Here is an 11739-nt window from a genome sequence, read left to right as displayed (position 1 = left end):
AACATCATCATCAGACACATGTGGACCGACGCGAGACGCTCCACGACAACCACACCGACCAACTTGGCGACTGCTGCTTGACAAGAGAGCTTCGAATCCATCAACGTCCAACTCCGAAAAATCACCAAGACCCGCGGCCACTTCCCGTCCGACGAGGCGGCAATGAAGCTCCTCTACCTCGGCCTCCGGAAAATTTCCAGCAAACGAGGAGGTGACTCCGGAACCGGAACACACGGCTGGAAAACTGCACTGAACACTCTCGTCGTTCTCTTCCCAGGCCGGCTTCCCCTACGATAGGTTAACGACATCAGTCACCCGTGGCTTACACGGGAATCGTGACAGGCTCGCGCCGCGGTGTGGTTGGCCTTCTCCACCACGCCTTTGCGGTCCCGCGCCGCGGCGGACACGTCACCGACCGGACGCCGTAGTGCTTAGCGAGCTGGGCGAACGCCGTCGTGATCTGCCCCGAGCCCGGGGAGCAGACCGTGGCCATCCGGTCGAAACGCCAGAGCTGGGTCACCCCGCCCAGCGCGCGCACGACCGTGTCGATTGCCTCGACCAGGTGCGGGAAGTCCTCGGCGTCGGCGAGCACCCCGCGCCAGCGCCCCGAATGTGACAGCGCTCCGACCAGCAGATGAGCCGAGCCCGAGAACCCCCAGTCCGGCGGCGGGTCAGGCAGCTCCAACCAGTCCCACTGGGTTTCCTCGCCCGGCGGGTGGGCGATGATCGCGACGTCGCGGCCGCGGGTTGCCTGACACGGCTCGCAGTGCGGGCGCAGCCCGTAGCGGCGCAACGCACGCGTGAACGTCGAGTACCCGCCCTCGTAACCGAGCTCGGCCAACTCGTCGAGCAACGTCACCACCCACAGGTGCGGATCATCGCCCAGCCGAGCCCGGCAGTAGGCGACGAACGGAGCGAACGGATCCGGCCCCGCCGCACGCCGCCGTCCCGGGACGACCTGCCCCGACAGATACCGGCGGATCGTCTTGCGATCACGCCCCAGCTGCCGGGCGATCGCCGAGACCGACCACCCCCGCGCGTGCAGAGCATGTACTTCCACATCTTCCTCCAGCGAGAGCATCCACCCTCCAGCCCGACGATCCGGTGATCACCGAACCGTGACCCGAAAGGTCACTGAGCAGCGCAAACGACGCGCCGCACGGACTCATCAACTGGGGAAGTTCAAGGAGCGAGACTGGCCCATTTCAGAGAGCACCATCAGGCACGCTCCTCGCCGAGATCGGCGAGGGGCGTGCCGATTCCCGACCCCGGCGACGCTGCTGGCCGAGTCCGGGCTGGCTCCGGTCACCCGCGCCTCCGGCCGCTCGCGCAAGGTCCGCTTCCGCTACGCGGCCAATACGATCCTGCGCGAAGCAGCGATGTGGTGGGCCTACAACTCGATGAAGGAAGCCCCCTGGGCCAAGGCGGCGTTCCGCGAGGCTCGTGACCAGCGCGGCCAGCACTACCACCGCGCACTTCGTGGCCTCGCCGCCTGCTGGATGCGCGTGCTCTGGACCTGCTGGAGCACTCACACCCTCTACGATCCGCAACGCCACACCACCGCCCAGGCCGCACTCACAGCGGGCTGAGCAGCGCCCTTCTCCAGCCGCCGGCGACCAAACCGCGCGGCCACCTGATGCTGCACTGATTCAGAAGATCGAACAGCCCGAAGGTTGACAGTGGGAGTCTGCCGGGTGCATTTCCTGCGCAACGTCCTGGCCCAGGTCCCCAAGGGCAACGCCGAGATGGTCGCCACCGCGATCCGCACGATCTTCGCCCAACCCAAGGCCGACATGGTCCGTGACCAGCTCAACGTGATCGCGGCCATGCTCGGCCGCCAATCAGCGAAGGTCGAGACGATGCTGCGCGACGCCGCCCCGGACCTGCTGGCCTTCGCCGACTTCCCGGCCGCGCACTGGAAGAAGATCTGGTCGACCAACCCCCTGGAACGGTTGAACAAGGAGGTCCGACGCCGCACCGACGTCGTCGGCGTGTTCTCCAACCCCGAAGCCCTACTCCGGCTGGCCGGTGCCGTGCTGGTCGAAGCCCACGACGAATGGCAGGCAGGAGACCCGCCGCTACCTCAGCGAGGCCACCGTGGCGCTGCTCGCCCCCACCCCGGCGGAGGAGGTAGCCGAGCCCGAACTCATCACGGCATGATCTGACCTGCAAAGACCCTCACGAACGACTTACACCACCCGAGGGGACGTCACCCAGCCCCGGATGCAGACACCCGCGTACCTGGCCAAGTCAATCGAGACAGTTCCAGCGTGGAAGTCCCGCCAAACTTGGCCGATCTGCAGCACCTGGGCGGCGCAGCTGGCCATGATCGATGAGACCCGACACATCCGTTCAGCTGCGCGGCCGTAACGGGTGCCGGCCCGCCCAGGTCATCGCGATCCCCTGCTCCAGCGTGACTGCCGGCGCCCAGCTGATCACCGTACGAGCCAAGTCGATGTCCAGCCACATGCTCGGTCGGTCGGTGCTGCGCGCGGGCCGACGTTCCACCCGCGGGGTCGTGGCGGAGGTGGCGGCGACGACGTCCAGCAGGGTCCGCAGGGATACCGGGGCACCACCGCCGACGTTCAGCACCGGGGGCAGCTCAACCGCGACGGGCTGCCGGGCCATCCGGACGAGGGCGTCGACGACGTCCTGGACGAACACGAAGTCACGCCGCGCCCGGTCCGAACCGACCAGCCGCAGGGGTCGGCCCGCGGCGACGGCCTCCAGCCAGTGCGCGATCACCCCGTGCCCGGCCCGGGTGCTCTGGCCGGGGCCGTAGGTGTTCGCGAGCCGGACGGCGACGCCCCGGAGACCGGTCTCCCGGGCCGCGCGAGCGAGCCGCTCCTCCATCGCGAGCTTGGTGGCGGCGTAGACCGAGTCCGGGCGGGTCGGTGCCGTCTCCGCGACGGGTTGCGCCTCCTCCGCCGCGTAGACGGTGGCCGAGCTGGCCAGCACCACCGTCCGCCCGGCGCCGCCCTCCCGTCCGAGCGCCCGCAGGAACGCCTCCAGCGCGCGGACGTCGGCGGTACCGCGCTCCGGCTCGCGGGCCGCCGAGGGGAGGTCCACCGAGCTCGCCAGGTAGAAGAACACCTCCGCGCCGGCGGCCGCCCGGGTGAGCCCGCCCCGCTCGACGACCGGGCGGGCCCGGGTGCACCGCAGCGGAGAAGTGCCGCAGTCGGTCAGCGCCCGGCACAGGTGCCTGCCGATGAACCCGTCGGCGCCGACCACGACCGCGGGCGGCGGGCGCGACCGGTCAGACGACGTGCACATCGGGCACGTACACCAGCCAGCGGCCGCCGGACTCCCGGTAGGCGACCTCCTGCTCCATGATCTCCTCGGCGTGGTTCCAGGCGAACAGCAGCGTGTAGTCGGGGTACGGGGCGCGGAACTCGCTGCTCGGCGCGATCGGGATGTGCGCTCCCGGGCTGAGCCTGCCCTGCTTGGCCGGCGTGCTGTCGTAGATGACCGGGACCAGGTCGGGGCCGATACCGGCGTAGTTCGTCACGGTCGCGCTCTTCGCGGTCGCGCCGAACCCGGCGATCCGCTTGCCCTCGGCCCGGAGATCGGTCAGCGTGCGGACCAGGTCTGTCGCGTTCGTCCGGACCCGGGCCGCGAAGCCCTCCAGGGTCGCCCTGCCGTGCAGGTCCATCGCCTGCTCGTGGGCGACCAGCTCGGCGACGGCGTGGCCGACCGGACGCGCGCCCCGGCGGGCCACCGTGTACCGGACCTCGCCGCCGTGCACGCCGAGGCGCTCGACGTCGACGAGCTCGAAGCCGTGCGGCGCGACGATGTGCTGCACCGAGGTCGCCGAGAAGAAGTGGAAGTGCTCGTCGTAGATCTGGTCGAACGAGGCCCGTTCCACGATGTCGCCGAGATAGGGGTCCTCGAAGACCAGGATGCCGTCGCGGGTCAGGAGGGCGTCGACGCCACGCAGGATCGAGTCGAGGTACGGGATGTGGCACATCGTGTTCGCGGCGTAGACGACGTCCGCAGGCCCGTCCTCGGCCCGGATCTCACGGGCACACTGCTCGTCGAAGAACGCCGCCCTGACCCGGACACCGCGCTCGCGGGCGATATCACCGACCCCGCCCGCCGGGTCGACGCCGAGGTGCCTGCGCCCGGCATCGGCGACCCGGCTGAGCATGATGCCGTCGTTCGAGCCGATCTCGACGATGAACGGGTCGTCACCGGTCAGCTCGTCGCGCAGAAACCGGTCCGCGACGGCGGAGAAGTGCTCCTGCATCCGGGTCGAGGTGGATGAGTGGTACGGGTACTCGTCGTGGAACATCTTCTCCCGCGGGACGACCGTGTCCAGCCGGACCAGCGGGTGTTCGGTGTGCCGGACCACGCGCAGCGGGTAGGTGTACTCCGCGCCGTCGTGGCCGGGTGGCAGGAAGCTGTCCGACAGGGGTTGCATCCCCAGGTCGAGCACGATCTCGAAACCGTCCGGACCTGACATTCGTGCCGCCCTTCGCCGTGTCCACCACCGGGTGGACTCGCCACTGTGAGAGATGATCCCGACCGCGGTCAGGCGGTCGGATCCTCGTCGAAGACGAGGTTCGGGAGGACCGAGCGCAGCTTCTCGCAGGTCTCCTCCAGTTCTCGGTCGGGCCGGGAACCGTCCACGATTCCGGCGCCCGCCCGTAGCCAGGCGCCGGCCTGGTCCTGGAACACGGCCCGCAGCACCAGCGCTGCGTCCAGGGCGCCGTCCGAGGAGACCGACACGACCGCGCCGGCATAGAGCCCGCGGGGATCGTCCAGCCGGTCGATCGCCTCGACCGCCTCGGCCTTGGGGATGCCGGAGGCGGTCACCGCCGGGAAGAACGCCTCCAGCGCGTCCCAGCGGGTCCGGCCGGGCGCGAGCCGGCCACGAACGGTCGACGCCAGGTGCTGCACGCTGCCGCGTTCGGCCACGTTCATGAAGTCCGCGACGACGACCGACTCCGGACGCGCGACGGACCGCATCTCCTCCAGCGAGGTCCGGACCGAGATCGCGTGCTCGTAGACCTCCTTGGGGTCCCGGACCAGCTCGGCCCGCGCCGCCCGGTCCACCCCGTCCCCGAGTCCGTAGGCGCGGGTCCCGGCCAGCGGGTTGGTCGTCACGGTGCCCTGCCCGTCGACGGTGGCGACCAGCTCCGGGCTGAACCCCGCGCACTGCAGACCGGCCAGCTTCAGCAGGAACGAGCGGGCCGGGGTGTTCGCCCGCCGCCCGATCTCGTAGGTACCGGGAAAGTCCACCCGCCCCGGCAACGGGATCCGGCGGGAGAGGATGACCTTCTCGTACCGGCCGGCCCGGATCTCGGCGAGCGCCGTACGCACGCGCTCCCGGTACCGCTGCGCCCCCGCGGTGATGTCCACCCGTTCCCCACCGGGCCGCGGCGCACCCGCGGACGGGCTCCGCAGCACGGCGCGCACCCGCTCGACCTCCTGCGGGTCACCCGTCACCTCCGTGGACGACGGCCCCAGGCGGGCCTCCACCCGTGGCACGACGAGATGGGCCAGCCGGGCTCCGCGCGGGACCGGCCGGCCGTGCGCGCAGGTCGCGAACTCGAAGCTCACCCACCCGTAGGCCCGCCACGGCGACCGCAGCCGCAGCCCGCCGAGCGCGGCCTCGAGGGCGTTGAGGGTGCGCGCCCGGATCGGCCGGGACACCCGCACCCCGTCGGCTCCCACCGTCTCCAGGCTTCCGCCGTCCAGCCGCACGCTGCAGGCCACCCCGCCGGCGTAGATCCACTCCTCACCGGACTCGTACACGACGTAGTCCTCGTGCAGGCCGGCCCGGGCCAGGTCCGTGACGGACCGGACCGGGTCGGCGACCGCACGGCCGTCACGACACGGGACGGTCGGCTGCATCTGATCCACCACAACAGGTTAGGTAAACCTGCCCACAGTTTCACCCACTTGACCAACACTGTAGGTTAGCTTTACCTCATGCGAGCGCGGAGGGACGGAACACCGTGGACCAGGTGGACGGAGCAACGCTGGGAGGGGTCTCGGCGACGGCACTGTGGACACTGCGCAACCGCGCCGTGCACGCCGCCGGACCGGACCCGTGGCTGATCGACCCGTGGGCGGTGACCCTCTACGAGTCGATCCGGTACGACTGGGACCGCTTCGGATCGCCCAGCCCGTCGCACGCATTGCGGGCGACGGCCGTCGACACCGAGATCCGCCGCTACCTCGCCGAGCGGCCCGGGGCGACCGTCGTCGCACTCGGGGAGGGCCTGCAGACCACACTCTGGCGGGTCGACCCGCCGAAGGCGCGGTGGCTGGCGGTCGACCTGGCGGCGGTGATGGAGCTGCGTGCGCAGCTGCTGCCCGGCGACGAGCGGGTCACGCCGCTCGCACTGTCCGCGACCGACCGCGCCTGGTTCGACGCGGTCGGCGACCCGGAGGCGGGCGTGTTCCTCTGCGCCGAGGGGCTGTTCATGTATCTCGACGAGGCCGACGTCGTGGCCCTGATCGCCGAGTGCGCCGAGCGGTTCCCCGGTGGGCGCCTGCTCTTCGACTCGATCCCACCGTGGTTCAGCAGGCGAACGATGCGTGGCTTCGCGCTGTCCGACCGGTTCACCGCCCCGCCGATGCCGACCGGGCTGACCCCGGCACGGATCCGCCGGGAACTCGGCGCCCTGCCCGGGGTCGCCCGCGTCGAGGGGATCGAGATGCCGCTGGGCAGGGGCGTCTGGGGCAGCCGGACGCTGCGTGCCGTCGGGTCGATCCCACCGCTCCCCCAGCTCGCCCCGTCCATGCACCTGCTGACGTTCGCGGAGCGGTGATGCGCTCCACCGGACACGATCCGTCCGCTGCCGTGCGCAGGTTCACCGAGCAGCCGGGAGCCACCTGCCGGATCGTCTGCCTGGCGCACGCGGGGGGCGGAGCCAACGCGTTCCGCCGGTGGCCCAGGATGTTCGGCCCGCAGGTCGACGTCGTTGCCCTGCAGTACCCGGGCCGGGAGAACCGGATGGCCGACCCGCTGATCGACTCGATGCCCGCACTGGTGGAGCACCTGTCGGAGGCACTCGTGCCACTCACCGACCTGCCGTGGGTGCTGTTCGGCCACAGCATGGGCGCGGCCGTGGCCTACGAGCTCGCCCTCGACCTGCGCCGCCGCGGGGCGCCCGGTCCACACCGGCTGGTGGTCTCGGCGCGGGAGGCGCCGTCCAGAGCCCGCGGCGGCGACGTACACCTGCGCAGCGACGACGGCATCGTCGCCGACCTGACCCGGCTGGGTGGGACGGCCGCCGAGGTGCTCGCCCACCGGGAGCTGCGCGAGATCGTGCTGCCGGTGGTGCGCAACGACTACCGGCTGATCGAGACCTACCGGCCCGGTCCGGCCGAGCCGCTGTCGGTACCGGTGACCGCGCTGCGCGGGGACGCCGACCCCGACGTGGACGCCGCCGACGCGGACGCCTGGCGGGAGATCACCACGGGCGCGTTCGACGCCGTCGTGCTGCCCGGCGGGCACTTCTATCTCACCGAGATCCCCGACCGGCTGGGCGCACTGCTCGGCGCCCGGCTGCCCGGCTGATCCGGCCGGGCAGCCGGGACCGGCTCAGGTTCCGACGTCCTCCCGGAACGCCGCCCAGCGGGCCTGCGCGTCGCCGGGCAGACCCACGGTCGCCGCGGCGCCGTCCTGCGCGACGGCCTCCAGGTCGGTCGCGATCCAGTGCACCGCGAACGCGAAGTTACCGAACCAGATGTCCCCGTCGACCTGCAGTACCCGGTTCTCGCGGGTCGCCGGGAGCGACTGGAAGACCGGCTGCGAGCGCACCGCGTCGGCATCGTAGAACTGCCCCTCGGGGACGACGACCAGATCGGCGTCGTGCTCGCCGATCCCCTCCGGAGAGATCGGCACCACCGAGAAGTCGCCGTCGGTCGCGTCGACGTCCTGCGCGGCCGGACGGGTGAACCCGGCCCCCTCCAGGATTGCCGACAGCGGGGTACCGCGGGCCGCCGAGAAGCAGCACTCGCCGTAGGTCTCACCGATCACCGACAGCGAGGTCGGGCCGGGCTTCGACGCCGCCTGCACGGCGCCGATCCGCTCCTCCAGGGTGGTGATCATCTCGCTCGCCCGGTCCTCGCGGCCGACCGCCGCGCCCGCCGCGGTCAGCGAGTCCTGCCACGTCGTGTCGTAGTACGGGATCGCGACCACCGGCGCGACCGGGGTCAGCGCGTCGTAGGTCGCCTGCATCTCGGCGCCACCGGTCATCACGATCATGTCCGGGGCGTGCGCGACGATCTCCTCGATCGGCGGGCTCTCGAAGAAGGTCGTCCCCGGCGTGACGGTCACCCCGGCGTCCTCCAGGACGACCCGGCCCACCTCCGACCCGTACGAGCCGTAGACCACCGCAGGCTGCACGCCCAGCGCCATGAGGTTCATCGCGGCGTACTCGTCGGTGGCCAGGATCGTGGCCGGTTCGGCCGGGACCTGCACCTCACCGAACGGGTGGGTGACGGCCCTGGTCTGCACCTCGGTCCCGGCCGGGCCCTGCCCCCCGCAGGCCGTCACCACGAAGGCCATCGCGACCAGCGCGACGATCCGCGCCCGGAACCCGCCCCCCGGACGGCCTCGCTCGATCGTTCTCAACGATTCGCTCCTCGCCTCGTGGTGGCCGGGCCACCTCGCCCTTCTGCTGGTCCTGCCTGCCCGTCCTCGCCCCCGACACGCCTGAGTACGGTTAGGCTCATCTAACTCCGATGTCTGAAGTGTGGCAATCGTCGGTTATCGAGCCGGGGTTCCGCGGCGTGCCGACGAGATCGGTCCGCCCGGACAGCACGAGCGTGGTCGCCCGGGCCGTGGCGCCGTCCGGCTCGACCGACAGTGCGGGCACCGCGCACCGCGTCCGGGCGTGCTCGGCCAGCAGCGCCCTGGCCGCCGGCCCCCCACCGAAGACGACGACCAGGGCAGGCCGCGCCGGGCCCGCGTCGGCGACCGCCCGCTCCAGGGCGATGACGGCCGCGTCGACTCCCGTCTCGTCGGCGGGCGCGGCCACCCGCAGCCCGTACACCTGCGCGACCGCCGGGTCCCCCGGTGACCGCAGGGCCAGCCGCAGCGGCCGTCCCGCCGGATCCAGGACGTCCACACCGGACGGCTGCGCCCCCTCGACGACGACCGGCACCGTCCGGCGGGCGGTGGACAGCACGGGGGTCACCAGCGGGGTCAGCAGCGGCTCGGCACCGTGCCGGTCCCGCCAGGCCAGGTGGGTCGCGTCGACGAACTCCGGCGCGCGCCGGGCCAGCGTGGCGTCATCGATGCTGCGGGTCAGGAAATGGTAGGTGAACTGCCACGGCTCGAAGACCTCCTGGTAGCACCCGAACCGCTCCCACCAGGCCAGGCTCGGCCCGGCGGCATTCTGGATCCGCTGGACGGTGGGCCGGGCCTCCGCCTCGTAGCGGGCCAGTGCCCGGCCCAGGTCGTCCGGGTGCTCACGCAGCGCCGCGGCCAGCGCGACCGCGTCCTGCATCGCCATCGTGGTCCCCGAGCCGACCGAGAAGTGGGCGGTGTGCACGGCATCGCCGAGCAGGGCGACCGGTCTCGGCGCCAGGCTGTACCAGCGCCGGGTACGCCGGGTGCGGAAGCGGGCCCACCGTGAGTTGTTCGCCAGTAGCGCGCGGCCACCGATGTGCCCGGCGAACAGCCGCTCCAGGTAGCGACGGCTGTCCAGGTCGCTCGACCCCGGCGGGGTCGCCGGGTCGAACCCGTCGAGTCCGCCCCGCCGCCAGGAGTCCTCGTCGGTCTCCACGATGAACGTGGACAGCCCCTGCCCGACCGGATAGGCGTGCGCGGCGAACGCGCCGTCGGAGTTGCGCTCGTGCACGAACGTCAGCCCGTCGAAGGGGTGGTCGGCCCCGAGCCAGATGTAGCGGGCGGTCGCGATGTGCACGGTCGACCCCAGGTCCGACCCGGGACGTGCCTCCAGCTCTGCCCGGATCCGGGATCCGGCCCCGTCGGCGCCGACGACCAGGTCGGCGCCGACGAGATCGGCCAGCCCCACCTCCGTCCCGAACCGCAGCTCGGCCCCCGCGGCGCGGGCCCGGTCCTGTAGCACCCGCAGCAGCGTGTGCCGGACCACCGCCGACATGCCGTTGCCGCCGCAGCGCAGACGTTCACCGCCCAGCCGGACCTCGATCTCGTCCCAGTGCGTCCGGCAGCTGTCGAGCGCCGCACCGGTCGCCGGGTCGGCCCGATGGATACCGGCGAGCGCCCGGTCGGCGAAGACCACCCCGAACCCGAACGCGTCCTCCGCCCGGTTGCGCTCGAACACCGTCACCGACACCGACGGGTCGGCGTCCGCCAGCAGGGCGGCCAGGAACAACCCCCCGGGGCCGGCGCCCACCACCGCGACGCGCATCTCACGCACCGTCACAGGGGTGGGAATCGGCGGCGGACGCCCTAGGATCAGTAGCGAGCAGGGGGTGCCGACGACCGGCATCCCGCTCCCGCCCCGACATCCCGGACGCAACCGTGCGCGGGCGGCAGGACGGCGACCGGTCCATCGGGCCGGGCGCCGTCAGGGTCGGCCGTCCGCCGGAGCGACGGCCCCACCTCCGGCCCGCTTCAGCGCGATGCGGAAGGACAGCAGGCCGATGGGCGTGGGGGTCTGGGGCTATCTCGACGAGTATGAACAGGAGCGCGGCGAGATCCTGGCCGCGGTGGACGCGGTGTTCTCCTCCGGCCGCCTGGTGCTGGGCGAGAGCGTACGTGGCTTCGAGAGCGAGTTCGCCGCCGCGCACGGGCTGGGGCACGCGGTGGGCGTGGACAACGGGACCAACGCTGTGAAGCTCGCCCTCGAAGCCGTCGGCATCGGGCCGGGCGACGAGGTCGTGACGGTGTCGAACACCGCGGCGCCGACCGTCGTCGCGATCGACGGTGCCGGTGCGACGCCGGTGTTCGTCGACGTCCGTCGGGACGACTACCTGATGGACCCGGACCTGGTGCGCGGCGCGATCACCGAGCGGACCAGAGCGCTGCTCCCGGTGCACCTCTACGGCCAGTGCGCCGACATGGCACCGCTGCTGGAGATCGCGGCCGAGCACGGCCTCGCCGTCGTCGAGGACTGCGCGCAGTCGCACGGTGCGCGCCAGGGCGGCCGGGTCTGCGGGACGTTCGGCGACGCGGGCGCCTTCTCCTTCTACCCGACGAAGGTCCTCGGGGCCTACGGCGACGGCGGCGCCGTGGTCACCGCCCGCGACGACGTCGCCGCCGAGCTGCGGCGCCTGCGCTACTACGGCATGGAGGAGACCTACTACGTCGTCCGGACACCGGGGCACAACAGCAGGCTCGACGAGGTCCAGGCGGAGATCCTGCGCCGCAAGCTGAGCAGGCTCGACACCTACATCGCGCGACGGCGGGAGATCGCCGACCGGTACGCCGCGGAGCTGGCCGGGACCGGGCTGGTGCTGCCCGCCGTGACCGAGGGCAACGAGCATGTCTACTACCTCTACGTCGTGCGGCACCCCGACCGGGACCGCATTCTCTCCGAGCTGCGCGCCCACGACGTGCTGCTCACCATCAGCTATCCGTGGCCGGTGCACACCATGAGCGGGTTCACGCATCTCGGCTACGCACCGGGTTCGCTGCCGGTGACCGAGGACCTGGCGGGCCAGATCTTCTCGCTGCCGATGTACCCGTCGCTGAGCGACCGCGACCAGGACCGGACGATCGCCGCGCTGCGCGACGTGCTGGGCGCGGGCTGACCCTCGCCGGTGTGGCGGGGCACCCGCCACACCGGTTCC

General features: G+C 71.9%; 10 protein-coding genes and 2 pseudogenes. 6 read left to right on the top strand and 6 right to left on the bottom strand.

The annotated features are described in order from the left end of the window. Positions 1 to 87: 87 nt before the first annotated feature. Positions 88 to 297: pseudogene (locus ABZ881_RS26265) on the top strand (IS256 family transposase); the annotation flags it as partial. Positions 298 to 322: 25 nt separating this feature from the next. Here ABZ881_RS26265 and ABZ881_RS26260 read toward each other — a convergent pair. Continuing rightward, positions 323 to 1081, bottom strand: a complete 759-nt coding sequence (locus ABZ881_RS26260; protein WP_358488275.1) for a helix-turn-helix domain-containing protein — start codon at positions 1079 to 1081, stop codon at positions 323 to 325. A 37-nt stretch (positions 1082 to 1118) separates the two neighbouring features. Here ABZ881_RS26260 and ABZ881_RS26255 point away from each other — a divergent pair, with 37 nt between their 5' ends. Both ABZ881_RS26255 and ABZ881_RS26250 read left to right on the top strand, forming a co-directional pair. Next, positions 1119 to 1589 (top strand): transposase, encoded by a 471-nt coding sequence (locus ABZ881_RS26255; protein WP_358488274.1) that lies wholly within the window; start codon positions 1119 to 1121, stop codon positions 1587 to 1589. A 99-nt stretch (positions 1590 to 1688) separates the two neighbouring features. After that, a pseudogene (locus ABZ881_RS26250) lies at positions 1689 to 2160 on the top strand (transposase); the annotation flags it as partial. Positions 2161 to 2352: 192 nt separating this feature from the next. Here ABZ881_RS26250 and ABZ881_RS26245 read toward each other — a convergent pair. From ABZ881_RS26245 to ABZ881_RS26235, 3 genes are all read right to left on the bottom strand, one after another. Beyond that, positions 2353 to 3273: an NAD-dependent epimerase/dehydratase family protein gene (locus ABZ881_RS26245; RefSeq protein ID WP_358488272.1), complete on the bottom strand. Its 921-nt coding sequence runs from the start codon at positions 3271 to 3273 to the stop codon at positions 2353 to 2355. Further along, positions 3257 to 4462, bottom strand: coding sequence for a class I SAM-dependent methyltransferase (locus ABZ881_RS26240; RefSeq protein ID WP_358488271.1), 1206 nt, complete (start codon positions 4460 to 4462; stop codon positions 3257 to 3259). The genes ABZ881_RS26245 and ABZ881_RS26240 overlap by 17 nt, the downstream gene beginning before the upstream one ends. A gap of 68 nt (positions 4463 to 4530) precedes the next feature. Then, the gene (locus tag ABZ881_RS26235; protein WP_358488276.1) at positions 4531 to 5856 is read right to left on the bottom strand and encodes a salicylate synthase; all 1326 of its coding nucleotides are present in this window, start codon (positions 5854 to 5856) and stop codon (positions 4531 to 4533) included. A gap of 113 nt (positions 5857 to 5969) precedes the next feature. Between ABZ881_RS26235 and ABZ881_RS26230 the strand changes: the two genes are divergently transcribed. Both ABZ881_RS26230 and ABZ881_RS26225 read left to right on the top strand, forming a co-directional pair. Continuing rightward, a complete protein-coding gene (locus ABZ881_RS26230; protein ID WP_358488270.1) occupies positions 5970 to 6779 on the top strand; it encodes a class I SAM-dependent methyltransferase in 810 nt (269 codons plus the stop codon). Further along, positions 6779 to 7531: an alpha/beta fold hydrolase gene (locus ABZ881_RS26225; RefSeq protein WP_358488269.1), complete on the top strand. Its 753-nt coding sequence runs from the start codon at positions 6779 to 6781 to the stop codon at positions 7529 to 7531. Before ABZ881_RS26230 ends, ABZ881_RS26225 begins: the two co-directional genes overlap by 1 nt. Positions 7532 to 7555: 24 nt before the next feature. Here the strand turns inward: ABZ881_RS26225 and ABZ881_RS26220 are convergent, their stop codons facing one another. Together ABZ881_RS26220 and ABZ881_RS26215 are read right to left on the bottom strand one after the other, a co-directional pair. After that, positions 7556 to 8590 (bottom strand): ABC transporter substrate-binding protein, encoded by a 1035-nt coding sequence (locus tag ABZ881_RS26220; RefSeq protein ID WP_358488268.1) that lies wholly within the window; start codon positions 8588 to 8590, stop codon positions 7556 to 7558. A 97-nt stretch (positions 8591 to 8687) separates the two neighbouring features. Continuing rightward, positions 8688 to 10355 carry an FAD-dependent monooxygenase gene (locus ABZ881_RS26215; protein ID WP_358488267.1) on the bottom strand — a complete coding sequence of 556 codons (1668 nt, stop codon included), beginning with the start codon at positions 10353 to 10355 and terminating at the stop codon, positions 8688 to 8690. A gap of 235 nt (positions 10356 to 10590) precedes the next feature. Here ABZ881_RS26215 and ABZ881_RS26210 point away from each other — a divergent pair, with 235 nt between their 5' ends. Then, positions 10591 to 11700: a DegT/DnrJ/EryC1/StrS family aminotransferase gene (locus ABZ881_RS26210; protein ID WP_358488266.1), complete on the top strand. Its 1110-nt coding sequence runs from the start codon at positions 10591 to 10593 to the stop codon at positions 11698 to 11700. The last annotated feature ends 39 nt before the right edge of the window (positions 11701 to 11739 follow it).

This window comes from Pseudonocardia sp. NPDC046786 (assembly GCF_040645415.1).
Taxonomy (GTDB): domain Bacteria; phylum Actinomycetota; class Actinomycetes; order Mycobacteriales; family Pseudonocardiaceae; genus Pseudonocardia; species Pseudonocardia kongjuensis.
This window is presented reverse-complemented; position numbering and strand designations above follow the sequence as displayed.